Source organism: Streptomyces sp. NPDC087420 (assembly GCF_044744165.1).
GTDB lineage: Bacteria > Actinomycetota > Actinomycetes > Streptomycetales > Streptomycetaceae > Streptomyces.
In genome coordinates this window covers 273,696-300,599 of the sequence record NZ_JBIUXU010000005.1, presented here as the reverse complement: position 1 = coordinate 300,599, position 26,904 = coordinate 273,696, and the positions used below count along the sequence as shown (strand labels likewise).

The 26,904-nt window shown below is 71.7% G+C and carries 26 protein-coding genes and 1 pseudogene; 8 read left to right on the top strand and 19 right to left on the bottom strand.

From position 1 onward, the window contains the following. Positions 1-170: 170 nt before the first annotated feature. The 3 genes from ACIO1C_RS12270 to ACIO1C_RS12260 form a co-directional block, all read right to left on the bottom strand. Positions 171-581, bottom strand: a complete 411-nt coding sequence (locus tag ACIO1C_RS12270) for a DUF1877 domain-containing protein (RefSeq protein ID WP_401861638.1) — start codon at positions 579-581, stop codon at positions 171-173. 526 nt (positions 582-1,107) lie between these two features. Next, positions 1,108-3,822 (bottom strand): ATP-binding protein, encoded by a 2,715-nt coding sequence (locus ACIO1C_RS12265; protein WP_401861635.1) that lies wholly within the window; start codon positions 3,820-3,822, stop codon positions 1,108-1,110. A gap of 131 nt (positions 3,823-3,953) precedes the next feature. Next, on the bottom strand, positions 3,954-4,457 hold the full coding sequence (locus ACIO1C_RS12260) for a hypothetical protein (protein ID WP_401861632.1): 504 nt from the start codon (positions 4,455-4,457) through the stop codon (positions 3,954-3,956). Positions 4,458-4,647: 190 nt separating this feature from the next. On the opposite strand from ACIO1C_RS12260, the gene ACIO1C_RS12255 reads away from it, so the two are divergent. Continuing rightward, the gene (locus ACIO1C_RS12255) at positions 4,648-5,148 is read left to right on the top strand and encodes a GNAT family N-acetyltransferase (RefSeq protein ID WP_401861630.1); all 501 of its coding nucleotides are present in this window, start codon (positions 4,648-4,650) and stop codon (positions 5,146-5,148) included. A 146-nt stretch (positions 5,149-5,294) separates the two neighbouring features. On the opposite strand, the gene ppk2 is transcribed toward ACIO1C_RS12255, so the two are convergent. The 8 genes and pseudogenes from ppk2 to ACIO1C_RS12215 all read right to left on the bottom strand — a co-directional run bounded on the left by ppk2 (position 5,295) and on the right by ACIO1C_RS12215 (position 10,835). Beyond that, the gene (gene ppk2, locus ACIO1C_RS12250; RefSeq protein WP_401861628.1) at positions 5,295-6,260 is read right to left on the bottom strand and encodes a polyphosphate kinase 2; all 966 of its coding nucleotides are present in this window, start codon (positions 6,258-6,260) and stop codon (positions 5,295-5,297) included. Between the two features lie 43 nt (positions 6,261-6,303). After that, positions 6,304-6,522, bottom strand: coding sequence for a hypothetical protein (locus tag ACIO1C_RS12245; protein WP_327238173.1), 219 nt, complete (start codon positions 6,520-6,522; stop codon positions 6,304-6,306). A gap of 423 nt (positions 6,523-6,945) precedes the next feature. Further along, positions 6,946-8,709, bottom strand: a complete 1,764-nt coding sequence (locus ACIO1C_RS12240; protein WP_401861626.1) for a complex I subunit 5 family protein — start codon at positions 8,707-8,709, stop codon at positions 6,946-6,948. Beyond that, on the bottom strand, positions 8,706-9,053 hold the full coding sequence (locus ACIO1C_RS12235; protein WP_327238171.1) for a sodium:proton antiporter: 348 nt from the start codon (positions 9,051-9,053) through the stop codon (positions 8,706-8,708). The genes ACIO1C_RS12240 and ACIO1C_RS12235 overlap by 4 nt, the downstream gene beginning before the upstream one ends. A 10-nt stretch (positions 9,054-9,063) precedes the next feature. Further along, on the bottom strand, positions 9,064-9,795 hold the full coding sequence (locus ACIO1C_RS12230) for an MnhB domain-containing protein (protein ID WP_401861623.1): 732 nt from the start codon (positions 9,793-9,795) through the stop codon (positions 9,064-9,066). 128 nt (positions 9,796-9,923) lie between these two features. Next, positions 9,924-10,160: pseudogene (locus tag ACIO1C_RS12225) on the bottom strand (Na(+)/H(+) antiporter subunit B); the annotation flags it as partial. Beyond that, on the bottom strand, positions 10,153-10,629 hold the full coding sequence (locus ACIO1C_RS12220) for a monovalent cation/H+ antiporter complex subunit F (RefSeq protein WP_401861620.1): 477 nt from the start codon (positions 10,627-10,629) through the stop codon (positions 10,153-10,155). The pseudogene ACIO1C_RS12225 and the gene ACIO1C_RS12220, both read right to left, overlap by 8 nt. Next, positions 10,626-10,835 carry a hypothetical protein gene (locus ACIO1C_RS12215; RefSeq protein ID WP_401861617.1) on the bottom strand — a complete coding sequence of 70 codons (210 nt, stop codon included), beginning with the start codon at positions 10,833-10,835 and terminating at the stop codon, positions 10,626-10,628. Before ACIO1C_RS12215 ends, ACIO1C_RS12220 begins: the two co-directional genes overlap by 4 nt. Before the next feature lie 140 nt (positions 10,836-10,975). Between ACIO1C_RS12215 and ACIO1C_RS12210 the strand changes: the two genes are divergently transcribed. After that, entirely contained in the window at positions 10,976-11,368 is a 393-nt protein-coding gene (locus ACIO1C_RS12210) for a DUF6479 family protein (RefSeq protein WP_401861614.1), read from the top strand. Positions 11,369-11,384: 16 nt separating this feature from the next. On the opposite strand, the gene nrfD is transcribed toward ACIO1C_RS12210, so the two are convergent. The 3 genes from nrfD to fdh all read right to left on the bottom strand — a co-directional run bounded on the left by nrfD (position 11,385) and on the right by fdh (position 16,719). After that, complete coding sequence (nrfD, locus tag ACIO1C_RS12205; protein ID WP_401862180.1) at positions 11,385-12,329, bottom strand: NrfD/PsrC family molybdoenzyme membrane anchor subunit; 945 nt, start codon at positions 12,327-12,329, stop codon at positions 11,385-11,387. A 65-nt stretch (positions 12,330-12,394) separates the two neighbouring features. Beyond that, positions 12,395-13,420 (bottom strand): 4Fe-4S dicluster domain-containing protein, encoded by a 1,026-nt coding sequence (locus ACIO1C_RS12200; protein ID WP_401861611.1) that lies wholly within the window; start codon positions 13,418-13,420, stop codon positions 12,395-12,397. Next, positions 13,417-16,719, bottom strand: a complete 3,303-nt coding sequence (gene fdh / locus ACIO1C_RS12195) for a formate dehydrogenase (protein WP_401861609.1) — start codon at positions 16,717-16,719, stop codon at positions 13,417-13,419. Before fdh ends, ACIO1C_RS12200 begins: the two co-directional genes overlap by 4 nt. Positions 16,720-16,880: 161 nt before the next feature. Between fdh and ACIO1C_RS12190 the strand changes: the two genes are divergently transcribed. Together ACIO1C_RS12190 and ACIO1C_RS12185 are read left to right on the top strand one after the other, a co-directional pair. After that, entirely contained in the window at positions 16,881-18,122 is a 1,242-nt protein-coding gene (locus tag ACIO1C_RS12190; RefSeq protein WP_401861606.1) for an aromatic acid exporter family protein, read from the top strand. 360 nt (positions 18,123-18,482) lie between these two features. Further along, positions 18,483-19,148, top strand: coding sequence for an LAETG motif-containing sortase-dependent surface protein (locus tag ACIO1C_RS12185; RefSeq protein WP_401861605.1), 666 nt, complete (start codon positions 18,483-18,485; stop codon positions 19,146-19,148). Between the two features lie 393 nt (positions 19,149-19,541). Here the strand turns inward: ACIO1C_RS12185 and ACIO1C_RS12180 are convergent, their stop codons facing one another. Continuing rightward, a complete protein-coding gene (locus ACIO1C_RS12180; RefSeq protein ID WP_401861602.1) occupies positions 19,542-20,072 on the bottom strand; it encodes a DUF6328 family protein in 531 nt (176 codons plus the stop codon). 139 nt (positions 20,073-20,211) lie between these two features. On the opposite strand from ACIO1C_RS12180, the gene ACIO1C_RS12175 reads away from it, so the two are divergent. Next, positions 20,212-21,279, top strand: a complete 1,068-nt coding sequence (locus tag ACIO1C_RS12175) for a PHP domain-containing protein (RefSeq protein WP_401861600.1) — start codon at positions 20,212-20,214, stop codon at positions 21,277-21,279. 42 nt (positions 21,280-21,321) lie between these two features. Here ACIO1C_RS12175 and ACIO1C_RS12170 read toward each other — a convergent pair whose 3' ends face one another. The 3 genes from ACIO1C_RS12170 to ACIO1C_RS12160 all read right to left on the bottom strand — a co-directional run bounded on the left by ACIO1C_RS12170 (position 21,322) and on the right by ACIO1C_RS12160 (position 23,770). After that, positions 21,322-21,996 (bottom strand): HAD family hydrolase, encoded by a 675-nt coding sequence (locus ACIO1C_RS12170; RefSeq protein WP_401861598.1) that lies wholly within the window; start codon positions 21,994-21,996, stop codon positions 21,322-21,324. Between the two features lie 92 nt (positions 21,997-22,088). Next, the gene (locus tag ACIO1C_RS12165; RefSeq protein ID WP_401861595.1) at positions 22,089-22,634 is read right to left on the bottom strand and encodes a dihydrofolate reductase family protein; all 546 of its coding nucleotides are present in this window, start codon (positions 22,632-22,634) and stop codon (positions 22,089-22,091) included. A gap of 35 nt (positions 22,635-22,669) precedes the next feature. Continuing rightward, positions 22,670-23,770, bottom strand: coding sequence for an NAD(+)/NADH kinase (locus ACIO1C_RS12160; protein WP_401861593.1), 1,101 nt, complete (start codon positions 23,768-23,770; stop codon positions 22,670-22,672). A 332-nt stretch (positions 23,771-24,102) separates the two neighbouring features. Here ACIO1C_RS12160 and ACIO1C_RS12155 point away from each other — a divergent pair, with 332 nt between their 5' ends. The 3 genes from ACIO1C_RS12155 to ACIO1C_RS12145 all read left to right on the top strand — a co-directional run bounded on the left by ACIO1C_RS12155 (position 24,103) and on the right by ACIO1C_RS12145 (position 26,450). Beyond that, the gene (locus ACIO1C_RS12155) at positions 24,103-25,083 is read left to right on the top strand and encodes a DUF2382 domain-containing protein (protein WP_401861591.1); all 981 of its coding nucleotides are present in this window, start codon (positions 24,103-24,105) and stop codon (positions 25,081-25,083) included. 143 nt (positions 25,084-25,226) lie between these two features. Further along, positions 25,227-25,544, top strand: a complete 318-nt coding sequence (locus ACIO1C_RS12150) for a hypothetical protein (RefSeq protein WP_401861590.1) — start codon at positions 25,227-25,229, stop codon at positions 25,542-25,544. A 321-nt stretch (positions 25,545-25,865) separates the two neighbouring features. Beyond that, entirely contained in the window at positions 25,866-26,450 is a 585-nt protein-coding gene (locus tag ACIO1C_RS12145) for a TMEM165/GDT1 family protein (RefSeq protein ID WP_401861587.1), read from the top strand. Between the two features lie 58 nt (positions 26,451-26,508). Here the strand turns inward: ACIO1C_RS12145 and ACIO1C_RS12140 are convergent, their stop codons facing one another. Next, positions 26,509-26,865, bottom strand: a complete 357-nt coding sequence (locus ACIO1C_RS12140; RefSeq protein ID WP_401861585.1) for a VOC family protein — start codon at positions 26,863-26,865, stop codon at positions 26,509-26,511. Between the last annotated feature and the right edge of the window lie 39 nt (positions 26,866-26,904).

The following is a 26,904-nucleotide window of genomic DNA, read 5'->3' as shown; positions in this document are numbered from 1 at the left end:
CCTCTGAACGGCGGTGACATCTGCTCCCCGCGCCTGCGGGGATGGTCTCCTGAGTTAATCCCTCGGATGACGCCGGCGTCCGGTCACACCTCAACCGCGACGGCCTCTGCGGCGGAGCACCCGGAGGGCGAGGCGGAGTGGGGAGAGAGTCGCATCGGCTTGGTCCAGGGTCAGTCCCACCAGAGCACGATGAGCAGGTGGCGCTTCGCTGCGTCGAGGTAGAAGTCCCGCAGGGCGTTGAAGTGCTTCAGCAGGTACTCGCGCAGGCCTCCGATGATGTGGTCCGCCCCGTGGCCGATCAGGTATCCCGTTGCGTGGTTGTCGGTGGGCAGGGCGGTCAGGAGGGAATGCATGTCGATCTGGTCGAGCAGTTCGGAGACACGCGTCACTTGAGCGCTGGACAGGGCCGTAGGGGTAGGTCCGAACGGGCCGATGGCGTGCGGGTGCGTGTTGAGGAAACCCAGCTCGAGAGCGGTGTCGCCTTCGGTGGCCTCGTGGAGAGCGTCCAGGCGAACCTCATCGAGCCCGGACACCTCGCCCAGGCGTGCAAGCAAGGCCGGGGCCCAGTCCAGGTCCAGCACGTCGGATTCCGGCGGATTCCGGCGGATCCCAGCGAGGATCAGCGTCCGATGACGCGCCGGCCGACAGGCGACACGCGGCGAGATACACCGCCGGAATGCGGGCGAGCTGCTGGGTCACGGCCATGAGGGCAGTATCTCGGCGACGTCCACCCGATTCCGATTCTCTTGCGCTCGCTTGGGGCGATCGATGGGACGTCCCCACGGTCACCGCCCCCGTGGGGACGTCGCCCAGGCCCATCGAATCGCTCCCCTCGCGCCTGGCCACCGCACGGTGTGGGGCGTGGGATGTTGCGTGCGGCTGCCGTTCTTGCGGGCCGCCTTTTGCGCGGCCCCGAGGTCGGCCCGGGCCAGACCGATGCGGTGGAGCTGCGGTTCTTTGGGACATCAGGCCACCTGGGCCCGGTGGCGGGCGCACACCGTCCGGCTCGGCAGGGATGTGCGGCCGCGCGGGACCTTCCTGTCCCGGTCGGAGCAGACCCGGTGGACTCCCACGACGGACGCTACGGGGGCCCGGTCGGCGGCTTCCTCACGGCACGGCATGCACCGGCCGTCCTTCCAGGGCCCGGCTGGCCAGCAGGACCCGGCACCCGCGCTCCGGGCAGATGTCGGAGTGTCCGGGCCTGCTGCCGTGCTCGGGGCACAGGTCCTGCTCGAGGCGCTGGGCACGCTGACGGGCAGGGACATCCTCAGGACACGGCGGTTGCCGGGAGGTCGGGAGTGTGGGGCGGTGGTTTGCCGCCGGGCGCAGTGTGAGGATCATCGTCATGCCGCCGCCGGGGGTGTCCTCGGCGGCGAGGGTGCCGCTCATCGCCTCGGCGAAGCCGCGGGCGACCGCGAGGCCGAGGCCGACCCCGGCGCCGCGCGGTGCGTCGCCATGGCGCTGGAAGGGTTCGAAGATCCGGTCCTTGGCGTCGTCAGGGACACCCGGCCCCCGGTCCACCACCCGCAGCTCCACCCGGCCGGCGATGGTCCCCGCCGTGACCAGCACCCGTACGCCGCCGGGGCTGTACTTCACGGCGTTCTCCACGATGTTGGCGACCGCGCGCTCCAGGAGGCCCGGGTCGACGGCCACCATCGGCAGGTCCTCCGGGACGTCCAGGATCACACTCCCGTCCGGTACGCCGCCCAGCGCCATCGGGACCACCTCGTCCAGATCTATCTCGCGGATCAGGGGGGTGACGGTTCCGGTCTGGAGGCGGGACATGTCCAGGAGGTTCCCCACCAGGTGATCCAGGCGGTCGGCGCCGTTCTCGATGCCCTCCAGCAGCTCCGCCCGGTCCTCCTCCGACCACTCCACGTCGTCCGAGCGCAGTGAGGTGACCGACGCCTTGATGCCCGCCAGCGGGGTACGGAGGTCGTGGCTGACCGCCGCGAGCAGCGCCGTACGGATCCGGTTGCCCTCCGCCAGCGCCCGCGCGTGCTCGGCCTCCCCCACCAGCCGCTGCCGGTCCAGCACCACCGCCGCCTGCGCCGCGAAAGCCGCCAGCACCCGCCGGTCCTCCGCCGGCAGCACCCGACCCGACAGCGCCAGCGCCATGTGGTCCCCCACCGGCATGTCCACGTCCGCGTCCTCGGGGCGGTCGACGCGGCGGGTGGTGCCCACCCGGCCCGCGCAGGTCCACGGAGTGATCTCGCTCTCCCGCTCCAGGAGGGCCACCGACTCCATCGCGAACGTCTCGCGCACCCGCTCCAGCAGGGCGTCGAGTGTGGTCTCCCCGCGCAGCACACTGCCTGCCAGGAACGACAGGATCTCCGACTCCGCCCGCAATCGCGCCGCCTGGTGGGTACGACGCGCCGCCAGGTCCACCACCGACGCCACCGACACCGCGACCGCCACGAAGATCACGATGGCGACGATGTTCTTCGGGTTGGCGACGGTCAGCTGGTGCAGCGGTGGGGTGAAGTAGTAGTTCAGCAGCAGCGATCCGAAGGCGGCCGAGGCCAGGGCCGGGACCAGCCCGCCGAGCAGGGCCGCGGCCACCGTCAAGGCGAGGAACAGCAGCATGTCGTTGGCGAGGCCCACCTCGGGAGCCACCTGGTTGAGCAGCAGCGTGAGCAGCGCCGGTCCCGCCACCCCCGCCAGCCACCCCCAGATGATCCGGGAGCGTCCGAGGCGTGCCCCACGGGCGGCCGGCAGCCCGCGCCCCTTCGCCACCTCGCCGTGCGTGACGATGTGGACGTCGAGGTCGGGGCCCGACTCCCGGGCGACCGTCGTGCCGACGCCGGGACCGAACAGGTACTGCCAGGTCTTGCGGCGGCTGGAGCCCAGCACGATCTGCGTGGCGTTGACCCCGCGCGCGAAGTCGAGCAGCGCGTGCGGCACGTCGTCGCCGACAACGTGGTGGAACGTGCCGCCGAGGTCCTCGGCCAGCGTGCGCTGGACGGTCAGTTCCTTCGGGGACGCGGACGTCAGCCCGTCGCTGCGCGCGATGTACACCGCGAGCACCTCGCCGCCCGCGCCCTTCTCGGCGAGGCGGGCCGCGCGGCGGATGAGCGTACGGCCCTCGGGCCCGCCCGTGATCCCCACGACGATGCGCTCGCGGGCCTGCCAGGTGGAACGGATGTTGTGCTCGCCCCGGTACACCTGGAGGTATTCGTCCACCCGGTCCGCCACCCACAGCAGCGCCAGCTCACGCAGCGCCGTCAGATTCCCGGGCCGGAAGTAGTTCGACAGGGCCGCGTCGAGTTTGTCCGGCTGGTAGATGTTGCCGTGGGCCATGCGGCGCCGCAGCGCCTGCGGGGACATGTCGACCAGCTCGATCTGGTCCGCCCGCCGCACCACCTCGTCCGGCACCGTCTCCCGCTGCCGTACCCCCGTTATCGACTCGACCACGTCCCCCAGCGACTCCAGATGCTGGATGTTGACGGTGGACACCACGTCGATCCCCGCGTCGAGCAGCTGCTCGATGTCCTGCCAGCGCTTGTCGTTGCGGGAGCCGGGGACGTTGGTGTGGGCCATCTCGTCCACGAGCGCGACAGCCGGATCGCGCTCCAGGACGGCGTCCACGTCCATCTCGGTGAAGACCGTGCCCCGGTACTCCAGCTCCCGGCGCGGGATCTCCTCCAGGCCGTGCAGCATGACTTCCGTACGCGGCCGGCCGTGGTGCTCGACCAGGGCCACCACACAGTCCGTACCGCGCTCGACCCGGCGGTGGGCCTCGGAGAGCATCGCGTACGTCTTGCCGACACCGGGCGCCGCACCCAGATAGATCCTCAGCCTGCCGCGTCTGCCACGTCCCATGGATCCACAGCCAACCCCGCTTCCGGAGGGCGTGCCGGGCCGTTGACGGGTCCCTTACGGTCGCCGCGACAGCTTTGACAGATTCCTTACGCCCCGGCGTGGAGAAGGCGCCCCGGGACCACGCTCCCCGGTCAGCGATCAGCCACCGGCCTCGCCGTGTCCAGCGCGGCCCCCGCGTGGTCCGCGAGCGTCACGGCGACCAGTCGTACCTGCCGGGACGGTACGGCCCCGGACGCGGGCAGGATCATGAAACGGCCGCAGTAGTGGCCGTTGGCCGCCGCGCGCAGCTCGATCTCGCCCTCCGGCCAGCCGCGCCGCTCCAGGTCCCACGGCTGCCGGTCCACGATCACCTCGCCGTCCTGCGCCAGCCGCGCGGGATGGCCCATGAGGTTGCCGTACTCGAACCGCCAGCCCCGCAGCGCCAATGTGTCGGCCAGCTGGCGGCCGACCTGGTCGACCACGGCGTCGGGAGCGCCCGCGGCCTGCGACAGCTCGGCGGTGTCGTGGAGGCGTCGCAGATACCCTGCGTCGGCCGCCGCGATGACGCGCAACCTCCTTACGTAGAGGGCCAGTTGGGACACGATCAGCCCGGCGCCCAGCCCCAGTGCGACACGGTTGCGCAGGGGGAAAGTCATGATGCACCTCTTCGGTTCTCGCGGGGCCGGGAACCGGCCTCCCTTCCAGGGTGCTCCTCCGCGGCCCGTACGGCTCGCGCGGCCGCAGGCCTGACAGGACCCTGGCGGTCTCCCGCCGTACGTTGACGCCCTGTTGACGCCCGGAGGCGCCGGTGACACACCGCGCCGTCCCGTGATAGTCCTCCCTGTCATGGACGATCTTGTGACAGAGCGGCTGGTACTGCATCCGTTGAGTGTCATGGAGGCCGAGCGGGTGGCCGCGGGAGAGCCGGACGGCGAGGAGCGGTGGGCGCCGGGCTATCCCGCCGACGGGGACATGGTCGGGGCCAGGCGCTTCCTGACGACCTGCGCGATCACCGGGGATCCCCAGCCGTTCGGGGCGTACGAGATCCGTCGGCGCGAGGACGGCCGGGCGGTGGGCGGCCTGGGCTTCCACGGAGCCCCCGACGAGGACCGTACGGTCACGATCGGCTACGGCCTGATCCCCTCGGCGCAGGGCCGGGGGTACGCCTCCGAGGCGCTGCGCGAGCTGCTCCGTTTCGCGAGGTCGCGGGGCATCACGCGGGTGGACGGCGACGCGGACCAGGACAACGTCGCGTCCCATCACGTCATGAGCGCGGCCGGGATGCGTCTGGTGTCGGAGGACGAGGAGCTGAAGTACTACCGGATCACGTGGCCGGAGGTCTCCTGACCGGACGGCCGGGGGCCTCACACACGGCCACGGCCCGGGGCCTCACACAGAGACTCGGCCCGGGGGCCTCACACAAGGACTCGGCCCGGGGCCCGGGACGTCCTGCCCCGGGCCCCGGGCCCCGCGCCCCGGATCACGCCGCCGGATCATTCGGACGGATGGTCGCCCGGTCCTTCTATGCGGTCGGCGAGCGGGGTGGGCGAGAGGTCCGTGCTCTCCTCCCCCGGCTCCAGCAGGGTGTCCGCCGGGCCCACGATCAGCGGATCCGGCTCCCCGACCACCTTGTCGTCCTTGTTCGCGTAGTCGAAGCGCCGGAGCAGGCTGCGCATCGCCTCCAGCCGGCCGCGCTTCTTGTCGTTGCTCTTCACGACCGTCCAGGGCGCCGCAGCCGTGTCGGTCGCCCGGAACATGTCGATCTTGGCGGCCGTGTACTCGTCCCAGAGGTCCAGCGAGGCGAGGTCGGTCGGCGACAGCTTCCACTGCCGTACGGGATCGATCTGGCGGATCGCGAACCGGGTGCGCTGTTCCGTACGGGAGACCGAGAACCAGAACTTCACCAGCAGGATGCCGTCCTCGGTGAGCATCCGCTCGAACAGCGGGGCCTGCCGGAGGAATTGCCGGTACTCGTCGGGGGTGCAGAAGCCCATCACGCGCTCCACGCCCGCCCGGTTGTACCAGGAGCGGTCGAAGAAGACGATCTCCCCGGCGGACGGGAGGTGGCCGACGTACCGCTGGAAGTACCACTGGCCGGCTTCGCGTTCGGTCGGCTTCTCCAGGGCGACCACGCGGGCCCCGCGGGGGTTGAGCCGCTCGGTGAACCGCTGGATCGTGCCGCCCTTGCCTGCCGCGTCCCGCCCCTCGCACACCACGACAACCCGCTGGCCGGTGTCCTTCACCCACCGCTGGAGCTTGAGCAGCTCGATCTGGAGGACACGCTTGGACCTGTCGTACTCCGCCCGCCCCACCTTGCGGTCGTACGGGTAGTTCTCGCGCCACGTCCGGACGGCCCGCCCCTGGCCGTCGAGCAGCACCGGCTGCTCCGGGCGCCGGTCGTCCACGGTCAAGCCATCGAGCAGAGGACGGTCGCCGTCCCCCGAAGGGTCCAATTCCATACCCGATCGCTTACCCGATTCCGTGCCGGTCATGGGGCGGCTCCTACGAGCGGCGCGGGGCGGAGGTGCGGCGGCGTACCGGAACAGGGGGTCTCACGAAGAAGCTCTCGCTCTCGCCGTCCATCTCGTCCTCAGGGAGCGGCGGCAGTTCAACGGTGTAGCGGGGCTCAAGAAAGATGTCGTGGTGCTGCGGGCGCGCGTTCAGCGCGCCCTCGGCGGCCGGTTCCTGCGACGGATCCTGGCGCGACGGTGAAGAAGGCATGCACAACCGTTCGGATAGTCGAGCGGACGCGCGGCCTGAATGCCGGTCGACCCGCTGGCAAGCTGTCTCCCTCATCATTCCCCGTCAGGCACGGCCACACGTCGCCTGTGCTCGGCGTGGCCGGTCAATGATCACTCACTGATCGCCCACCGGTCGGTGGGCGTCCCCGTACGGAGCTGGGTGAGGGTGCGCGAGAGCAGCCTTAAGCGGCATGCGTCTGCGAGACCACCAGTGTCTCACCGATCTCCGACTGGGTCATCTCCCGGTCGACCGCAATTCGGCGCGTCCTCGGTCCCGGCCCTGATCGCGGCCCTGAACCCGCCTCCGAACCCGCCTCCGAACCCGGCCGTGAGCCCGGCCCTGAGCCCGGCCTCGGACACGGGTCCGGACCGGCCCCGATGCCCGCTCCGGACCCCGCCCCGCTCAACTCGCGAGGTAGCCGGGAAAGGTGAGCGCGCCGAGCAGAGCCATGCCCACCAGCAGCCAGGCGACATAGTCCCCGATGTGCCCGGAGTGGAGGCGGCGCAGCGGCGCGGTCCAGTCGCGTGCGGTGGCGCCGGGGGGGCGGAGGACCGCGTACGTGCCGATGACCACGGCGAGGACGGCGGAGAGGAGCCCCAGCAGCACGCCCGTGGTCGTCCATTCCGGCGCGACCGACGCCGTACCGGGCAGTGCCTCGTCCACGGCGCGCCCGACCTGGGTGGCGATGGCCGGGACGACTCCCACGACGAGACCCCCGGCGAGCAGGGCGGCCGGGACCGCCAGCATGGTGTCGGGCACGCGTCCGAAGGTCCCGCTGGTCTCCGGTTTCTCTCGCTCACCATGGGTCTCGTACGTCTCGTCGCCCACGGGCCGGGGTCCCCAGCCGCCGAAGACCCCGGCCGCGACGCGCAGCACCGCTCCCCCGGTGAGCGCCGACACGCCGACGAAGAGGACGGTCAGCGGGGTGCCCGCGGCCTCCTCGGTGAGCGCTTTGCCCAGGGCCGTACCGAACGGGGGCAGTCCGGCGAGGGCCAGCCCGCCCGCCGTGAACAGCCCCGCCACCAGCGGCAGCCGCCGGGCCCTGCCGTGGAGTTCGTGCGCGTCGACGCTGCCGTACCGGTCCAGCAGGATGCCGACGCAGGCGAACAGGGCCGCCTTCACCCCCGCGTGGGCGAGTACGTAGAGGGCGATGCCGGTCGTGGAGTCGGGGCCGAGCAGGCCGAGGCCGACGAGGAAGAGGCCGGTGTGGGCGACGGTCGAGTAGGCCAGCAGCCTTTTGAGGTGGCGCTGTTGCCAGCACATGACGGCTCCGACCAGGGCGGACGCGGTGCCCAGCGTGACCAGGGCGCGTTCCGCGTCGGAGGACGCCACACCGCCGGGCCCGGCGAAGATGGTCCAGTACACGCGCCCCACGCCGTACACGCCCAGCTCGACCATCACGCCGGACAGCAGCATGCAGACCGGGGTGGGGGCCACGGCGTGGGCGTCGGGGAGCCAGAAGTGGAAGGGGACGGCGGCGGCTTTGACGAGCAGCCCGGTCAGGACGAGGGCGAAGGCCACGAGGACCAGCGCGTCGGGCCCGCCCCGGGCGTCGAGCTGTGCGCCGATCTGCCGCATGCCCAGCTCGCCGGTGCGCGCGTACAGCAGCACGAGGCCGGTCAGAGTGACGTACGCGCCCAGCGAGTTGACGATGCCGAAGGTGAGCGCGCCCTGGACCGCCTTGGCCTCCTCGACGCGGTAGCCGGTCAGGGCGTAGGCGACGACGCTCATCAGCTCGAAGAAGACAAACGCGTTGAACAGGTCGCCGGTGAGAACGAATCCGCACATGCCGGCCTGGAAGAGGAGCACCAGCGCGGGGAAGGTCCCGGTCTGCTGCTGCGGCGGTTCTTCGAAGTACCGCCAGGAGTAGGCCAGTACGGCGACGACCAGCAGGGAGATCAGGGTGGCGAGCCCGAGGGCGATCCTGTCCCCGACGAGCACGATCCCCACGCTGTGCCCGTGCCGCGGTGTCCACCCGCCGGCCCATTCGATCAGCGGACGCGAGGAGGACGCCACGAGGAGGTACACGGCGAGGCCCGCCGTGCCCGCGGCGACGGCGCACCCCACGGTCTCGGCCACGATCCGTCGGAGCCCGCGGCCGGTCGCGACGAGGAGGGCCGCCCCCAGCAGCGGCGACGCCACGATCAGCGGCAGGAGCTGGTTCACCCGCGCAGCTCGGACAGCTCGTCGGGATCCACCGTGCCGTGCCGCTTGGAGACCTGGATGACCAGGGCGAGCAGCAGCGCGGTGAGGGTGGCGCCGACCACGACGTCCGTGAGCGCGAGGGCCTGGACGACGGGGTCGACGACCGGGCGGGAGCCCGGTGCCAGGTCGGAGAAGACGGGGGCGGTGCCGCCGTCGCGGTAGCCGACGGCGAGCAGCAGCACGTACGTGGACGACTGGCACACGGCCAGGCAGCCGACCGCGTGGAGGAGATTGCGGCTGGTGGCGAGCCCGTAGCAGCCCACGAGGAAGATCCACGCGGCTACCAGGTACGGCAGTACGGACATCGGTCCCCCCTCACCCGGCCTTCTCGATCTCGACCGCCTGGTCCAGGAACCGGGCGAGCAGGACGACCACCGCGCAGGCGACCTCCACGCCGATGGCCGCGTTCAGGAGCGGGACGGTCCCTCCGGAGGACAGGGTGTTGAAGGTGCCGAGCGGCACGAAGTTGGCGAGGAACGCGGTTCCCCAGACGAGTCCGGCGATGCCCAGCACGGCGTACGCGCTCTCGCCGATCGCGTCGCCGAGGGCGAACAGCCAGATGGGTCTGACCCGTTCCAGGGCGCGGTAGTCGACGGCGATGTAGAGCAGGTGCAGCGCGGTCGCGACGACCACTCCGCCCTGGAAGCCGCCGCCGGGGCTGAGCTGGCCGTGGGCGACGATGTACAGGCCGACCAGGAGCGTGACGGGCAGCGCGTAGAGCGCGTACCGGCGTACGAAGGCGGCCACCTGGGCGGGGGCGGGCTCGACCTGGCGTTCGTCGCGGGTCTGGCGCAGCAGCACGACGGTGCCGAGGACGGCGGCGAAGAGGATGCTCTCCTCGCCCAGCGTGTCGAAGCCGCGCTGGTCGAAGTTGACGGAGGAGATGACGTTCGCGGTGCGGTGGGCCAGTGAGGCGCTCACCGCGCGGTCGCCGTAGGGGTGGGAGTCGCCGCCGAAGCCGGGGAGTTCCAGGTACGCGGTGACGAGCAGGACGGCGACCCCGGCGGTGCCGAGCGCCAGCACCCACATCCGCAGCCTGCGGCTCACGCCGTCCCCCTCCGGCCCCGGTCCCCGGTCGGCGCCGGCGACCCGGACGGTGACGGCTGTCCGGACGGTGACGGCTGTCCGGACGACGACGGCGACCCGGACGGTGACGGGTCCGCGGGGCGCGGGAGGCCGCGCCGCCGGATCTTCCGTACGGACAGGAGCAGCAGGAGCGGCGTCAGCGCCGAGCCGACGGCGAGTTGGGACAGCGCCACGTCGGGAGCCTGGAGGACGGTGAACAGCAGGGCCAGGGTGAGGCCGAGCAGGGACAGGACGAGCGCCTGGCGGGCGGGATCGCGGACCACGACGGCCGCCGTGGCGGCCGCGGCGACGAGCAGGAGGGTGACGACGATCAGTACGTCATCCATGGGCGGCGGCCCCTTCGGTGTCCGGGGGCAGGGGCGGGGGGCTGTGCCGCAGGGCCCGGGAGGAGATCAGGTTGCCCGCCACCAGCAGCACCCCGATCACGAGGAGTTTCACCGTGGCCCTGCCGGGGTCGGTGACCACGCACAGCGGTACGACGACCGCGGCCGACGCGGCGACGGAGAGGACGTCGGAGGCGCGGCCGCGCGGCGGGTCGGCGACCAGTTCCTCCACGAAGAGCCGTGCGTAGATCAGCGTGCCGGCGGGGCCGAGCACGGCGAGCACGAGCGCGGAGTCCAGGTAGGCGGAGCGCCCGTACCCCTGCGCCAGCAGGAGCAGGACGAGGCAGCCGGTGAGGGTGGCGAGGTTCTGGGCGAGGACCCGGCGCCTGACGGGTCCGGTGGCCACGCCCAGGATCGCGGGGGCCGTTCCGCCCAGGAGCAGGACGATCGCGGCGAGGAGCCAGCCGTTCACCGGTCGGTCACCGCCCGGCGGGCGCCGAGGGCCGCGGCGGCGCCGAGCAGCGCGGCGGAGCCGCCGACCGCCCACTCCAGGGGTTCGACGGGACCGATCAGCATCAGCCAGAGCACGAGCAGGCCGCCCCACCAGAGGGCCAACTCCGCGACGAGCGTGATCCTGTGCGCCATGGAGCTCACCTCCGCACCCTGCTGCTCCGGCATCCGGCCATGAAAGCACCGGAGGGGGTCAGGGCCGGGAAGGCGCTGGGCCGGTGCCCGGAATTCGTTCCTCCGGGTGAAGAATGCGCGGCCTCCGGCCGAGCGCCCGTCTGATGTCACCGACATGGGGTACGCGGATGACCATGAACCCACCGAACACGCACCACGCGAGCCCTGTCCACGCCGGTGACTTTGTCGACCTGGCGGCCAGCGGGATCGGGACGAAGGTCATCGCGTTTGTGGTGGGCCTGATCGTCGTGATCATTCTTCTGGGCGGTTTCTGGTACGGGGCGCGGCTGCGCTCCCGGATGGGGCCGCCGCCGAAGCCCTCGGAGCAGCCGGTGAAACCGGACCACCAGGCCCACATCGAGGAGAACACGGACCCCTCCGACCGGTTCCCCGGCCACGGCGAGCGGCTCTACCCACACCAGCTGGGCGGTCACGGCGAGGAGGCCTACCGGCCGCCGGGCGAGGACGAGCCGGAGTCCGGCGACGGCAGCCGGCGGAGCGGCGGCGAGGAGCCGCCGCGCCGCTGAGGCGTGACGAGGGCGCTCACCCGGGGGCCGGGGCCTGCCCTTCCCGTACGGCCCCCGCCCTCTCCGCCCGCTCCCGCGCCTTCGCCGCCCGCTGGGGACCCACCGTGTACGCCGGGTCCTCGGCCGAGGCGACCCCGGCGGCGAAGACGCCGAAGCGCGTGCAGACGGAGCCGGCCAGGAGCAGCGCGCCGCTGAGGGCGGCGGGCGCCCGGCCCCGGCCGCCGTACACGGCCGCGCCCGCCGCGCCGGTGACGGTCAGGATCCGGGCCGTACGGAGCAACGCGCCGCCACGGCCTTGCCGGTAGGTCTCGGCGACCGGCCCGAGCCGCCGTTCCGCGGCCGCCATGGCGGAGACCTCGCCGGCCGCGCCGAGCACGGCGGCCACCCGCGCCGGGGCGCTCTCGTGCGGCGGGGCCACCACCAGCGCCATCCCGGCGGCAGCGGCCGTCGCCGACGCGGTGAAGACGTAGGGCAGTTCACGGTGGGCCCCGTGCCACGCGGGGACGGCGGTGTCGGCGGCCAGGACGGCGGTGTACGACGCGATCGCCGGACCGAACAGCGCGGCGGTGCCCGTGGCGAGCGCGCCGGTCCTGGGCAGCCGGCCCGTGACCGCGCAGAGGGCGGCGACACCGGCGGCGGGACCGTACGCGGAGAGCAGCCAGGAGCCGACGCTCATCGGTGACGTCGGTTTGAAGACCCGCAGCATGTTCACGAACCGCTCGGGCCTGCCGAGGTCGTGGACGAGCGCGGCGGCCGAGAGGGTGACCGCGCCGAGCGAGGAGACCTTCATGGCCCTGGCCAGCGTGGGGCGCCCGGTCAGCTGCGCGCCGGCGGCGAGTACAGAGCCCGCTCCGGCCAGGCCGCCGAGGAAGAAGTACCCGGCGATGTCACGGGCCGACCAGGACGGCGGCTTGATGATGGGCCTGCCGTAGTACGAGTCGAACTCGGCGCGCGGCACCATCAGTTCCTCGCCGCGCCGCTTGCGCCGCCGCCCGCGATCGGGGTTCCGGGTGTCGCGGGAGCCGGTCATCGCCGTCCCTTCCTTCCGGTGAGCGTTCCGGTGAGCGTGCCGAGTGTGCCGGCGAATGTGCCGGTGAGTGTGCCGAGGGCGGGGATCGCGTACGAGACGGCGAAGCCGCCCGCCAGGCAGAGCGCGGCGGTGGCCGCGTGTTTCCACATCCGGGGCAGGTCCCGGGTGGTGACGACCGGGTGCGGCGGCAGGCCGTAGACCTCCGGTTCGTCGAGGAGGAGGAAAAACGCGCCGTCGCCGCCGACGCCGTCGTCCGGCTCGTGCCCGTACAGCCGCGCCTCGGTGACCCCGGCCTCGTGCAGCTGGTCGACCCGCAGGGCGGCGCGTTCGCGCAGTTCGTCCAGCGGGCCGAACTGGATGGACTCCGTGGGGCACGCCTTGGCGCAGGCCGGTTCCTGTCCGGCGCCGAGGCGGTCGTAACACATGGTGCATTTGAAGACCCGGCCGTCCGACGGCCGTTGCTCGATCACGCCGTACGGACAGGCGGGCACGCAGTAGCCGCAGCCGTTGCAGACGTCCTCCTGGACGACGACCGTGCCGAATTCCGTACGGAAGAGGGCGCCGGTGGGGCACACGTCCAGGCACGCGGCGTGGGTGCAGTGCTTGCAGACGTCCGAGGACATCAGCCAGCGCATGTCACCGCTGCCCGGGTCGGCGGCGGGCGCGGGGCCGGCCGCGCCGCCCGCCAGAGGGAGTTCGGTCCTGCCGTCGGGCGCCGGTACGGACGGTGCCGTCGGCGCGGGAGACGCGGCGGACGCGGGCTGTTCGATGAACGCCACGTGCCGCCAGCTGGAGGCACCGAGGCTCCGCGTGTTGTCGTACGACATGCCGGACAGCGACAGGCCGTCCTCCGGGATGGCGTTCCATTCCTTGCACGCCACCTCGCAGGCCTTGCAGCCGATGCACACGGAGGTGTCGGTGAAGAAGCCGACACGCGGCGGCGGGTCCTCGTGGCCCGCGTCCCGGGCGGGGTCCGGTTCAGGCCCCCCGAGCAGGTTCTTGCCGAACAGGTCCTCGATCACGTGCCGACCTCCGTACCGGTCTCTTCGCTGATGCCCGCGCGCCTGCGGTACTCCGCGACCAGCTCGGGAAGGGCAGGACCGCGCGGGCGGCGGCCCGCGACGATGTCCGCCGTCAGCGCCTTGTCCTCCTGGATGTGGGCGTTGGGGTCGAGCGCCATGGCGACCAGCTCGTTGGCCGCGTCGCCGGTGGACAGCCCGTTGGGCCCCCAGTGGAACGGCAGCCCGATCTGGTGGACGGTACGGCCGTGCACCGTCAGCGGGGTGAGCCGGGACGTGACCATCACCCGTGCCTCGACGGCGCCCCGCGCGGTCACGATCGTCGCCCACCCGCCGTGCTCCAGACCGCGTTCGGCGGCGAGCTGTGGGGAGAGTTCGCAGAAGAACTCCGGTTGCAGCTCGGAGAGATACGGCGACCAGCGGCTCATCCCCCCGGCGGTGAAGTGCTCGGTGAGCCGGTGGGTGGTGACGATGTACGGGTAGACGCCCGCGCCCGGCTCGTCCCCGCTGGGGTGGTAGCGGTTGCCCTCGCGCGCCACCAACTCCCGTACGGGCGAGCGGGACCGGTGCGGGTACAGGGTGCTGGTGAAGGGCGAGTCCTGCGGTTCGTAGTGGGTGGGCAGCGGCCCGTCCTCCAGCCCGGCGGGCGCGAAGAGCCAGCCCTTGCCGTCCGCCTGCATGATGAACGGGTCGTCGCCGCGCAGCGCGTCGGGTCCCGTCGCGCCGTCCGGCGGTACGTGGCCGGGCGCCCGGTCGGGGATGAAGTCCGGGACGTCGTGCCCGGTCCACTTCCGGCTCGCCTCGTCCCACCACACGTACGCCTTGCGGGCGCTCCACGGGGTGCCGTCGGGCGCTGCGGAGGCGCGGTTGTAGAGGATGCGGCGGTTGGCGGGCCAGGCCCAGGCCCACTCGGCGGCCACCCAGTCCTGTTCCCTGCCCGGCTTGCGGCTCGCGGCGTGGTTGACGCCGCCGGCGTAGACGCCGCAGTAGATCCAGCAGCCGCAGCGGGTGGACCCGTCGTCCTTGAGTTCGGTGTAGGCGCTGAGTGGCGAGCCGTCCGCGGCGTGCCCGTTGATCTCGGCGAGCACGGCCTCGGCGGACGGTTCTTCCGTGGGGCCGTGCACCGGATAGTCCCAGGTGAGGTCTTGTACGGGCCGGTCCATGGGGTCCGTGGAGGCGGCCAGTCTCTCCTTGATCCGGCGGCCCAGGTGGTACATGAACCACAGGTCGCTGCGCGCGTCGCCCCCGGGCTCGACGGCCGCGGGGTGCCACTGGAGCCAGCGGTTGGTGTTGGTGAAGGAGCCGGACTTCTCGGTGTGCGCGGCGGCCGGGAAGAAGAAGACCTCCGTGCCGATGTCCTCGGTGCGCAGCTCGCCGGTCTGGATCTCCGGGCCGTCCTGCCACCAGGTCGCGGACTCGATGAGGGAGAAGTCCCGGACGACCAGCCACTCCAGCTCGGCCATGCCGAGCCGCTGGAGGCGGGTGTTGGCGGAGCCGACGGCGGGGTTCTCGCCCATCAGGAAGTAGCCCTTGCAGACGCCTTCGAGCTGGGCGACGACGGTCTCGTACGTGGAGTGGGAGCCCGTCAGGCGTGGCAGGTGGTCGAAGCAGAAGTCGTTCTCAGCGGTGGCGGCGTCGCCGTAGTAGGCCTTGAGGAGGCTGACGAAGTACGCCCGCATGTTGCCCCAGAAGCCCTTGTCCGTACGGCCCGCGTCGATGAACGCGTCGAGGTTCTCGTGGGCGTGCGCGTGGGGCATCGGGAGGTAGCCGGGCAGCAGGTTGAACAGGGTGGGGATGTCGCTGGAGCCCTGGATGGAGGCGTGTCCGCGCAGGGCCTGGATGCCGCCGCCGGGACGTCCGATGTTGCCGAGGAGCAGTTGGAGGACGCTCGCGGCGCGGATGTACTGGGAGCCGACGGTGTGCTGGGTCCAGCCGACTGCGTAGCAGAAGGCGCTGGTGCGCTCCCGGCCCGAGTTGGCGGTCAGGGCGTCGCACACCTGGAGGAAGGTCGCGCGGGGGATGCCGCAGACCTCCTCGACCAGCTCGGGGGTGTAGCGGGCGTAGTGCCGTCTGAGGATCTGGTAGACGCAGCGCGGGTGCTGGAGGGTCTCGTCGCGCGGGGCGCGGGCGCCCGCCGGCGCACCGCCGGACCCGTGGCTCTCCGAGCCGCCGGCCTCGGAGAGCCGCGCCCGTACGTCGGGGTCGGTGGCGGGCTCGCCGTGTCCCGGATCGCCGCCTTCGCGCTCCTCGTACTGCTCGTCGACCTCGCCCGAGGGGGCCTGGACGCGGGTCCCCTCGTACTGCCAGCTCGCCGGGTCGTAGTGGTGGCGCTCCTCGTCCAGTCCGGAGAAGACACCGTCGAGGTCCTCGGTGTCCCGGAAGTCCTCGCCGACGAGCGTGGCCGCGTTGGTGTAGGCGAGGACGTACTCCCTGAAGTCCTTCTCCTCGGTGAGCACGTGGTTGATGACCGCGCCGAGGAAGGCGATGTCACTGCCCGCGCGGATCGGTACGTGCAGATCGGCCAGCGCACTCGTACGGGTGAACCGCGGGTCCACATGGATGATCCGCGCGCCGCGCGCCTTCGCCTCCATCACCCACTGGAAGCCGACGGGGTGCGCCTCGGCGTAGTTCGAGCCCTGGATGACGATGCAGTCCGCGTGCTGGAGGTCCTGCATGAACGTGGTGGCGCCGCCGCGTCCGAACGAGGTACCGAGCCCGGCCACGGTGGAGCTGTGGCAGACGCGCGCCTGGTTCTCGACCTGGACCACTCCGAGCCCGGTCAGCAGTTTCTTGATGAGGTAGTTCTCCTCGTTGTCGAGGGTGGCCCCGCCGAGGCTGGCGATGCCCAGTGTGCGGGCGGTGCGCAGGCCCTCGTGCTCCCACTCCCAGGTGCGCCGGCGGGTCTCGACGACCCGGTCGGCGACCATGTCCATGGCCGTCTCCAGGTCGAGCGGCTGCCAGTCCTTCGCGTACGGCGGCCGGTGGAGGACCTGGTGTCTGCGGGCGGACCCGGTGGTGAGCTGGAGCGTCGCGGAACCCTTGGGGCAGAGCCTGCCCCGGCTGACCGGGGAATCGGGGTCCCCCTCGATCTGCACGACCCGCTCGTCCTTGACGTACACCTGCTGGCCGCAGCCGACCGCGCAGTAGGGGCAGACGGACTGCACGACACGGTCGGCGGTGGCCGTGCGGGGCGTCAGCTCTTCGGTACGGGACGACATCGCCGCGCGGCCCCGCCCCAGTGGATCCGACCCGGTGAGCTGCCGGTAGACCGGCCAGTCGCGGATCAATCTGCGGAAACCCATCGCTTCCTCCAGCGCGTGTGCGGTCCTCGCTCCGGGAGAAGACCTGTCCCAGCGTCACCCGGCGGGCTCCGACGTGCGACCCGGGGAGCGGCGCCACGGCAATAGGACGATCAAGGGCACTGTTCCGGTCTGGGCCGCTCCCCGGCGGGAAGGGACACTGCGTGCCTGATGTCCGAAACACCGTGAGGGCGCCGGTCGCCGAACTGGTGAAGCGGCGGCGCGAGCCGGCCGTCGTCCAGACCCTGCGCTCGACCGTCGCCGCCACCATCGCCTATGTCGTCGCCCTGCGCCTGAGCAACGAGGCAGCCCCGCTCACCGCGCCGCTGACCGCCCTGCTCGTCGTGCAGGTCACCCTGTTCTCCACCCTCACCACCGGCGTCCGCAGAGTGAACGCCGTGGTGGCCGGGGTGCTGGTCGCCATCGGTTTCAGCGCGCTGGTCGGGCTGACGTGGTGGAGTCTCGGCCTGATCATCCTGGCCTCACTGGTGGTGGGTCGTATCGTCCGGGCGGGCGAGTTCGTGCCGGAGGTCGCGATCAGCGCCATGCTGGTGCTCGGGGTGACCCAGGTGGCGTCCACCGCCTGGGACCGGGTGCTGGAGACGCTGATCGGTGCGGTGGTGGGGCTGCTGTTCAACGTCCTGTTCGTACCGCCGGTGTGGATCGCCAACGCGGGAGAGTCCATCGAGGGCCTGGCCCGCCGGCTGCGCCAACTGCTGCTCGGCATCGGGGAAGGGCTGACGTCGCCGACGCCGGTCGCGCGGGCGGCGGCCCGGCTCCACGAGGCGCGCCGCCTCGACCACGACATCAGCGAGGTGGACGCGGCGCTGCGCCAGGCGGAGGACAGCCTCCGGCTCAACCCCCGTGTCAAGGAGGGGCTGCTCAACCGGGTGGTGCTCCGTACCGGACTCGACACGCTGGAGATCTGCACGGTGGTCCTGCGGGTGCTGGCCAGGACGATGACCGACCTGGCCAAGAACCGTACGGAGGAACCGCTGTTCACCCCCGACGTGGGGTTCGCGCTCCAGGAGTTGCTCGGTCATGTCGCGGACGCCGTCGTGAGCTTCGCCGTACTGGTCACCACGCAGGTGAGCGAGAGCGCGGAGATGGCGGAGAACCGGCTGGCGGAGGATCTCGCGGCGGCGGCCACCGCCCGGGAGCACCTGGCGCAGCTCCTGCTGACAGGCGTTCAGCGGCACCCCCGCCAGTGGCAGCTCCACGGCGCCCTCCTGACGGAGATCGATCGAATCCTGGATGAACTGGACATGCGGAACCGCTCGCAGCGGCTGATGGAGGAGCTGGACCGCGCGTCGCGCGAGCAGCGGGAGCGGCATCCGCGACTCGCCGCGGCGCGTCAGTGGGTCAGGGACAACACGCCGCGACGGTGGCGCACAAATCGGTCCTAATCCGAGCAACGGGAAACCGGCGCGCCTTTGTTGACGAAATCTTTACTTAAACTCCCAAGGATCACCGTTGTTTGAGGGAAGGGAAGGACCTCAGCCGAACGGTGGAGCCTTGTGGTCAGGGGCTTCATCAGGGGTAACGACACGAATATGCCAGCCGGGCGCGGCGGCGGGACGTCTGATCCCCTCGCTCGGCGTGAAGTGACCACCGACGGCCTTATGGGGCCCATACACCCTTCTCCCTCCCGCACGAGGCGCGCGGAGGCGGAGAGTTGGGTGGGGCGGTTGAGAACCTCCGCGTTGATGGCGGTACTGTGCGCGCGCGCCGTCAATATGGACGGCGCGGTTATCGCGGAGGATTCTGTGACTGTATTCAACAGATCGTTGAGGCGCCCCGGCGCACTCATAGCGGTCGCGGCAGCGGGTGTGCTGGGAGTCGGTCTCTCGGCCGGCACGGCCGCCGCGCACACGCCGAACTGGACCGTTTCCTGCTCGTCGGTCACCGTGGACCTGAAGTCTTACGGCCATGGCGACAACCCCGTCAACGAGGTGTCCCTCACCGCGGACGGCGCGTCGCTCATCAGCGAGAAGTTCGGCGACAAGTTCAACACGACGCTGCCGATCGCCAAGCACTCCAAGCCGGTCGAGCTCCACCTCGTCGTGAAGGCCGCCGACGGCGGTCAGTACAACGTCGACGAGACCAAGACCTCCGAGGTCTGCCCCGGCGACGAGGAGCCCACCCCGACGCCGACGCCGACACCGACGCCGACGAAGACGCCGCCGGTCACGGAGACCCCTTCGGGTACCCCGACCCCGACCGGCACGTCGACCCCGACCCCGACCGAGGAGCCCACCAGCTCTTCGCCGGCGGCCGTTCCGTCGTCGCAGCCGAGCCCGGCCGGTGACAACCTCGCCGAGACCGGTTCCTCCAGCTCCACGCCCATCATCGCGGGCGCGGCCGCTGTTGTCCTGGTCGCCGGTGCGGGCATCATGTGGGCCGCTCGCAAGCGTCGTACCGCTCAGGGCTGATCCATCGCTCGACCGCACCACCATGCGGCCACCACCGGATCAGCCATGACCCGGCCCGCTCTGCCCCTGTCGCCATGCCGGACGCCGTTCAGAACTTCCACCGCCACCATCCGGCGGCCTGGACGGTGACCATCCCGGCCATGAGGCATGGAGCCCACGGCAGCGCCCCCTCCGGGCGCGTCGGCCGGGCTCCGTACGGCAGGGGCCGCGCGTGTCGTCCCACCGTTCGGCGGTGGGACGAGGTCCGGCCAGGGCCGCAGTGTGAGACCCCGCAGCGTCCTCCGCTCGCGGGGTCTCATCATGTCCGGATCAGGCCGGTCCCATCCGGGTCGTTCGCACCCGGGTCGTTCGCACCCGGGTCATTCGCACCCGGGTCGTTCGCGCCCGGACCGGTCAGGAGTCACGCTCCGACCCGTGCCGGTGGCTCGCCCAGAGCGGCAGGACGAACCAGCACAGCAGGTACCACGCGACGATCCCCGAGACGATCCACGGGACGAAGTGGTTGTGGGTCGCGACCCGGAGGATCAGCAACAGCGCGGACACCAGCGTGGCGAGCAGGAGGCACAGGCCGGTGACGGTCAGTCTGGACGCCCACGTCACCGCCCGGGGTTTCATACGGCGGCCGGAGACGACCCGGTGGAAGGCGACCGGACCTATCAGCGCGCCGGTCGCGGCCGCGCCGAGGACGACGGTGATCAGGTAGATGTTCTTGTCCGTTCCGGCGAGCGTGGCGAAGCGCGGGGTGAAGGCCACCGTCAGCAGGAACCCGAACATGATCTGTACGCCGGTCTGCGCGACGCGTACTTCCTGGATCAGTTCGGACCACTGACGGTCCGCCCGCTCGTTCGCCGTCTCCTCGCGCCCGTCCTCGTACACGTCCACATCGGCTTCCGTCGCCGCTTTTTCTTCCGCTGTCGAAGTCATGCCGCCCTCCCCTGTCGCGCGCGTCCTGTGCTGCGTGTTCGGCTACCCCCTGTCCGCGCGGACAGACGCGTGCGAGATGCACGTCATGGGGTGGGCACGGAGAATGGGCGGCAGGCGAACCGACCCAGTGGGGGCGCGCATGGATCCGGTGGAGGCTCTGGACAGGATCGCCTTTCTCCTGGAGCGGTCACGGGCGGAGACGTACCGCGTCAAGGCGTTCCGTACGGCGTCCGCCGCCGTGGCGGGCCTGGCACCCGACGAGGTCGCCCGGCGCGCCGCGGCCGGCACGCTGTCCCGGGTGCCGGGCATCGGGCCGAAGACGGCCCAGGTCGTCGAAGAGGCGGTGGACGGGGCCGTCCCCGGCTATCTGCGCGGTCTGGAGGAAACGGCCGGGGGGCCGCTCGCCGAGCGCGGCCAGGAGTTGCGCGCCCGGCTGCGCGGCGACTGCCACCTCCACTCGGACTGGTCGGACGGCGGCAGCCCGATCGAGCTGATGGGCCGTACGGCCGCCGCGCTCGGGCACGAGTGGGCCGTCCTCACCGACCACTCGCCACGGCTGACCGTCGCACGGGGCCTGTCACCGGAACGGCTGCGGGAGCAGCTCGACGTGATCGACGGACTGAACGCGGAATGGGCGCCGTTCCGGCTGCTCACCGGCATTGAGTGCGACATCCTGCCCGACGGCTCGCTGGACCAGGAGCCGGAGCTGCTCGAACGGCTGGACCTGGTGGTGGCGTCCGTCCACTCGAAGCTGCGGATGGAATCGGCGCCGATGACCCGGCGCATGGTCGCCGCCGTCCGCAATCCGCTGACGGACGTTCTCGGGCACTGCACCGGACGGCTGTTGACGGGCCGTGAGCGGCGCGGGAGCAGGGACGGCGGTACGGGCGGGAGCCGGCCGGAGTCGGAGTTCGACGCGGCGGCCGTGTTCGCCGCCTGCGCCGAGTCGGGCACGGCGGTGGAGATCAACAGCAGGCCGGAGCGGCTCGATCCGCCCCGCCGGCTGCTGCGCGAGGCGGTCGCGGCCGGGGTCTTCTTCGCCGTCGACACGGACGCCCACGCGCCCGGACAGCTCGACTGGCAACTCCTCGGCTGTGCGCGGGCCGAGGAGTGCGGCGTACCGGCCGACCGGGTCGTCAACACCTGGACGGCGGAGCAGCTGCGGGAGTGGACCCGCACCCGCGAGGCGCCGCCGCCCGGCGGCTGAGACCGGGCTCGTACGGCACCCTCTTTCGTACGGCCCAGGCCGTCAGCGTTCTTCCAGCTCCGCGAAGAGTCCGGTGTCGAGGTTGGCCAGCACGTCGAGCGGGTTGACGAAGACCGCCTCGGCACCGCCCGCCTGGAGCGCGGCGCGCGGAACACCGCCTGTCAGTACGGCGAGCGGGCGCACGCCGGCCTTCGTCGCCGCCTCCATGTCCCACACGGTGTCCCCCACGAACAGCGCGCGGTCCGCCGGCACCCCGGCCAGGTCCAGCGCCCTGAGCACCGGGTCAGGCCCGGGCTTCCCGGCCGCCACGTCGTCCGCGCCCGCCACCCCCGCGATGACGTCGTCGGCGCCGATCGCGCGCCGTAGGGCGGCCAGCTCCGCCCCGCCCGCGGAGGTGGCGAGCACGATGGCCCACCCCCGGTCGGCCAGCGACCTGAGCAGGTCCCTCGCCCCGTCGAGCACGGGCAGCCGGTCGTGGAACGTGGCGTACAGCGCCGCGTGCGCGGCCTTGATCTCCGCGTCCTGGTCCACGTCCCGCTCGTCACCGAGCAGATGCGCGATCAGATCGCCGGAACCGAGGCCGATCGCACGGTGGATCGCGGCCATCCGCACCGTGTGCCCGGCCTGGCGGAACGCTTCCCACCAGGTGGTCACATGGAGGTAATTGGTATCGACGAGAGTCCCGTCGACATCGAACAGTGCCGCACGCGTCGCCATAGGTGTCCCGCTCCTGTCCAGGTCAGCCTTGCGGTTTCGAGCCATGTCCTGATCATGCCCTCGATACCGCGGAACATAAGGGAGGCGGGCCGTCAGGCGGGCTCGGGGGCGTACACGATGTGCTGGACACCCGTGGCGAACGTACGGGACGAGAGGACCCTGAGCGGGATCGCGCCGGTGCCCCCGTCGAAGAGCCGCTTGCCGTGACCGACGATCAGCGGGTCGATCAGCAGCTCGATCTCGTCCACCAGGCCTTCGCCGAGCAGCCATTGGACGAGCGTGGCGCTGCCCATGACGGTGATGTCCTTGCCGTCCTGCTCCTTGAGCGCGGTGATCTCCTTGACGAGGTTCTCGCCGATGACCGTGGAGTTGTTCCACCCGGCCTCCTCCAGCGTGGTCGAGACGACGTACTTCGCGACCCCGTTCATGTGGGCGGCGCCCGGCTCGTCCGGCATGGCGGGCCAGGCCTCGGCGAAGCCCTCATAGGTCGTACGGCCGATCAGCAGCGCGTCCGACGCCGCCATCCGCGCGTCGACCGCGGCGGCCATGTCGTCGTCGAAGTACGGCCCGTGCCACTCGTGGGGCGACTCCATGACGCCGTCCGCGGTCAGGAACTCGGTGACGATCAGCTTTCTCATGACAACTCCTCGATGGGCGGTGGGGGGAGCGGGTCTCAGGCCTGTCCCGGCGGTTCGGGCGGTTCCGACGGTCCCGGCGGTTCCGGCGCCGGCGGCAGGCGGAGGTGGGCCAGGTCGTCGGGCACCGGGCTGTCGGGGCGGAACAGCGGCGGGGCCTGGCCGTCCACCGCCGAGGCGGGCGCGTCGGTGAGCCGGAAACGGTCCCGCAGGCGGCCGTAGAAGTCGGTGGGACCGAGCCGGACCAGGCGCAGGCGGTACGCGGCCCCGTACACCCCGACCCAGTCCCCCGGCTCCAGCACCCCCTGGAGCTGACCGTCGATGCTGACGGCCGCCTCCCCGGAGTGCGGCAGGACGCGCAGGGCGACCGGCTCGTCGGGCGCGGCCACGACCGTCCGGCCGAACGTCATGTGGGGGGCCACCGGAGTGAAGACGACGGCGTCCATGTGCGGGGAGAGGACCGGGCCGCCGGCCGCGAAGCTGTACGCGGTCGAGCCGGTGGGCGTCGCCACGATGACGGCGTCCGCCGAGTACGACGCGAGGAGCCGGCCCGCGATGTAGACGCCCAGGCTGACCTGGCGGTCCCTGGCGAGCTTCTCCAGTACGACGTCGTTGATCGCGACGACGTCCAGCGCCATGCCCCAGCCCTCCTCCTCGGTGGTGTCGAGGCGGAGCTCCGGCGGCGGCAGGGTGGGGCGGCGTCCGTAGCGCAGCAGCGCCTCCATGGCGGAGGGGATCTCCAGGGCGCGCGAGGCGCGCATGGTGAGCGTCATCCGCTCCTCGTAGGTGGCGCGCCCGTCGTGCACCGCGTCGAGGGCCTGTCTGATCTGGTCGGCGGGGACCTCCGTGAGGAAGCCGACGCGCCCCAGGTCGACGCCGAGCACGGCCGCGTCGCTCTTGGCGGCGATACGGGCGCCGCGCAGGAACGTACCGTCTCCGCCGAGCGTGACCACCAGATCGGGGTGGCCGGCGGCGGAGGCCTCCTGCTGCCCGCCGTGGCGCGGTTCGTCCGCCTTCCAGACGTCGATCTCCTTGCAGGGGACGTCGTGGGCGTCGCACCAGGCGTGCACGGTGTCCGCCGCTTCGACGGCCGTTTCACGGCCTTGATGGACCACGAGACCGACACGATTCACCGACATGCTCGCGTTCTCCGTACGTTCGGTTCCGGGATCCGGTCGCTCAGCGACTGCCCGGCTGCTCGGAGAGTCGCTCAGCAGTCCAGCATCTCCGAATTGCGCGGGTCCGGCGCGCCGGACCACCCATTCACCCGAATGGCGGATAGGACTTTCACATGCGCCTTACGCGGTGAATACCAAGCGGGCGGCCTCGCACAGCGGTCCCCGGCCTCTCCCCCGTCCGCCACCGGTTGCCCCGGGTGGCGGACGGGGGCGCGATGGAGAGGTACGCGCGACTGCCCCGGAGGGGCCCGGCCCCACGGACGCGCATTTCCCCGAGCGAGGAGTGATCGCTGATGTCAGCCGACGGCGTGTTCAACAGCCCCAGTGAGCTGAGCGGCCTGACCGTGTACGGCAAGGAGGGCGACAAGATCGGCAATGTGGGCCAGGTCTATGTCGACGACGTCACGGGCCGGCCCGAATGGGTGACGGTGAAGACCGGCATGTTCGGGATGAAGGAGAGTCTCGTCCCGCTGTCCGGCGGTCGCCGGATGGGCGAGGACCTGCATGTCCCGCACACCAAGGAGACGGTCAAGGATGCCCCGCGGCTGGACGCGGACGAGCATCTGGATCCCGCGCAGGAGCGGGCGCTGTACGAGCACTACGGGCTCTCCGGCGCCGGTATGGGGACCGGTACCGGTGCGGGCACGGGCACGGGGGACGCGTCGGAGTCGGGGGCCGCGGCCGGCACGGACACGGCGGACGTGACGAGCACGACGGACACGGCGGACACCGCCACGGGCACCGGTACGGCCGCTGCCATGGGGACCACCGCGGGAGCCGCAGCGGCGGCCGACACCGCCGGCAGCCACCAGGCGTTCGACCCCGACAAGACGCCCGCCGCCTCGGCCGACCTCCACCACCCGGAGATGATCCGGTCGGAGGAGGAGCTGCACGTCGGCACCGTGGAACGCGAGGTGGGCACGGCGCGGCTGCGCAAGGTCGTGGTGACCGAGAACGTCACCACCTCCGTACCGATCAGCCACGAGGAGGTACGGGTCATCCACGAGCCGATCGACCCCACCTCCGACGGGGCCTCGCGCCCCAACATCGGTGAGGCGGAGACCCGGGTGACGCTGCACGCCGAGCAGCCGGTCATACGCAAGGAGACCGTCGCGGTCGAGCGGGTGCGCCTGGAGACCGAGAAGGTCACCGAGGAGCGGGAAGTGTCCTCCGACGTCCGCAAGGAGCAGATCGAGTACGACTCCGGGCGGGACGACAAGGGGATGGACGGCCGGCGGGACCGCAAGGGCATGGGCGACGACCCGATGCGCTGACCCGGCCGGACACCCACCCGTTTCCGCCTCTCTCCGCCGGCCGCAGCCCTGTGACCGGCGGAGAGAGGCGGCTCGGCGTCCGATTCCCGGGGCGGGGAAAAGTCATCGGGAGTGGGCGGCCCGAGGCGGGATAGATAACGAGTATGACCACTTACGTAGTGACGATCCCCGGGACGCTCCACGCGGAGCTCACCGACGACGCCAAGACCGTCCTGCTCCAGGCCCTGCGGCCGGCGGATCCGCAGGGGACGGATTTCGGGGCGGCCGAGGATCTGGACCTGCTCTCCGTGGACACCGAGGAGTCGCGTCTCACCCTCCGCCTGGAGGTCACGGCCGACGACTCGAACGGCGCGGAGGAGGAGGCCCGGCGCATCGCGACCGGCGCGCTGGGGAAGGCGGGCTTCACCCCCGCGACCGCGCCCCTCGGACAGCCCTTCATCACCGGCATCGACCGGGAGTGAACGCCGGGATGTGACCCGGGCCGACCCGGGCCGCCTCACGATCCCCTTCGCCGTCCCCGGCGCGGGAGCGCGGGAGGGGGTGGGGTATCGTGGACGACTGCGAAGGGGAGTAGCCCCGAAAACCTGTCGTCGACACACTGGAACCTCCGGGTTCCCGGTGGCAGGGCCGGTGGATTCACACGGGCGGGCGAGACCTTCGGTCAGGCATTGACGTATCCACGGACCTCGTGGGTGCACCGTCGTGCCGGGCCGAGTGGTCCTCCGGTTGCCCCAGGCACGTCGCGAAGATCCGGGTCCGGCCCCCAGAGAAAGCCACCCGGCATGTATCTCGACCCCCTGGCGATCCTCACCGCCTTCGGGCTGATCTTCCTCGCGGAGCTCCCCGACAAAACCATGTTCGCGTCCCTGGCGATGGGCACGCGCATGCGTCCGCTCTACGTCTGGTTCGGTACGTCGAGCGCCTTCATCGTGCATGTCGCCATCGCCGTCGGGGCGGGCAGCCTCATCGGGATGCTGCCCGACTGGATCGTCAAGCTGGTGTCCGCCGTGCTCTTCGGGGTCGGCGCGTTCATGCTGCTGCGGAGCGGGGGAGACGACGACGAGGACGAGGCGAACTCGAAGACCGTGACCGGCTTCTGGCCCGTCTACACCACGGCGTTCATGGCCGTGTTCATCAGCGAGTTCGGCGACCTCACCCAGATCACCACCGCCAACCTCGCCGCCACCAATGGCACGTGGTCCACCGCCATCGGCTCCGCCGTCGCGCTGATGTCCGTCTCCGCCCTCGCCCTGCTCGCCGGCCGTTTCATCGCGAAGCGTGTCCCGCTCAGGACGGTGCAGCGGATCGGCGGACTGTGCATGCTGGGGCTGGCGCTCTGGTCGGTGATCGAGATCTTCGTGGGCTGACACGCGCGCGTGGGCCGTTGGAGGGGAGGGGGATCAACTCCCCCTCCCCTCCGGCGTGTCAGGTGCGGCGCGGCCCGAGGACACAGAACTCGTTGCCCTCCGGGTCCGCGAGTACGACCCAGGGCTCGTCCCCGGTCTGGCCCACGTCGGCGTGGCGCGCCCCGAGGGCCAGCAGCCGGGCGACCTCGGCGTCCCGGTCGACCGGGCGGAAGTCGAGATGCAGCCGGTTCTTTGCGGTCTTCGCCTCCGTGACCGGCGTGAACAGCAGGCCGGGCAGCCGGTCAGGAGCGGCGCGGATCTCGTACTCCTCGGGCGTGTCGTCCACCACGACCCAGCCGAGCGCCTCGGCCCACCAGCCGCCGAGCGCGACCGGATCCGCCGCGTCCACCACCAGCTGTTCCCATTCCAGGTCCATGCGCGGGAGCCTACCCGTCCCCCCTCGTCCCCCGCGGGG

Excerpts from the sequence above, each read along its gene's own strand:
- ACIO1C_RS12265 (WP_401861635.1), bottom strand. The coding sequence starts at position 3,822 with ATGGGACGTGGCAGACGCGGCAGGCTGAGGATCTATCTGGGTGCGGCG.
- ACIO1C_RS12260 (WP_401861632.1), bottom strand. The coding sequence starts at position 4,457 with ATGACTTTCCCCCTGCGCAACCGTGTCGCACTGGGGCTGGGCGCCGGG.
- ACIO1C_RS12255 (WP_401861630.1), top strand. The coding sequence starts at position 4,648 with ATGGACGATCTTGTGACAGAGCGGCTGGTACTGCATCCGTTGAGTGTC.
- ppk2 (WP_401861628.1), bottom strand. The coding sequence starts at position 6,260 with ATGGAATTGGACCCTTCGGGGGACGGCGACCGTCCTCTGCTCGATGGC.
- ACIO1C_RS12245 (WP_327238173.1), bottom strand. The coding sequence starts at position 6,522 with ATGCCTTCTTCACCGTCGCGCCAGGATCCGTCGCAGGAACCGGCCGCC.
- ACIO1C_RS12235 (WP_327238171.1), bottom strand. The coding sequence starts at position 9,053 with ATGTCCGTACTGCCGTACCTGGTAGCCGCGTGGATCTTCCTCGTGGGC.
- ACIO1C_RS12215 (WP_401861617.1), bottom strand. The coding sequence starts at position 10,835 with ATGCCGGAGCAGCAGGGTGCGGAGGTGAGCTCCATGGCGCACAGGATC.
- ACIO1C_RS12210 (WP_401861614.1), top strand. The coding sequence starts at position 10,976 with ATGAACCCACCGAACACGCACCACGCGAGCCCTGTCCACGCCGGTGAC.
- nrfD (WP_401862180.1), bottom strand. The coding sequence starts at position 12,329 with ATGGTGCCGCGCGCCGAGTTCGACTCGTACTACGGCAGGCCCATCATC.
- fdh (WP_401861609.1), bottom strand. The coding sequence starts at position 16,719 with ATGGGTTTCCGCAGATTGATCCGCGACTGGCCGGTCTACCGGCAGCTC.
- ACIO1C_RS12180 (WP_401861602.1), bottom strand. The coding sequence starts at position 20,072 with ATGACTTCGACAGCGGAAGAAAAAGCGGCGACGGAAGCCGATGTGGAC.
- ACIO1C_RS12175 (WP_401861600.1), top strand. The coding sequence starts at position 20,212 with ATGGATCCGGTGGAGGCTCTGGACAGGATCGCCTTTCTCCTGGAGCGG.
- ACIO1C_RS12170 (WP_401861598.1), bottom strand. The coding sequence starts at position 21,996 with ATGGCGACGCGTGCGGCACTGTTCGATGTCGACGGGACTCTCGTCGAT.
- ACIO1C_RS12165 (WP_401861595.1), bottom strand. The coding sequence starts at position 22,634 with ATGAGAAAGCTGATCGTCACCGAGTTCCTGACCGCGGACGGCGTCATG.
- ACIO1C_RS12160 (WP_401861593.1), bottom strand. The coding sequence starts at position 23,770 with ATGTCGGTGAATCGTGTCGGTCTCGTGGTCCATCAAGGCCGTGAAACG.
- ACIO1C_RS12155 (WP_401861591.1), top strand. The coding sequence starts at position 24,103 with ATGTCAGCCGACGGCGTGTTCAACAGCCCCAGTGAGCTGAGCGGCCTG.
- ACIO1C_RS12150 (WP_401861590.1), top strand. The coding sequence starts at position 25,227 with ATGACCACTTACGTAGTGACGATCCCCGGGACGCTCCACGCGGAGCTC.
- ACIO1C_RS12145 (WP_401861587.1), top strand. The coding sequence starts at position 25,866 with ATGTATCTCGACCCCCTGGCGATCCTCACCGCCTTCGGGCTGATCTTC.
- ACIO1C_RS12140 (WP_401861585.1), bottom strand. The coding sequence starts at position 26,865 with ATGGACCTGGAATGGGAACAGCTGGTGGTGGACGCGGCGGATCCGGTC.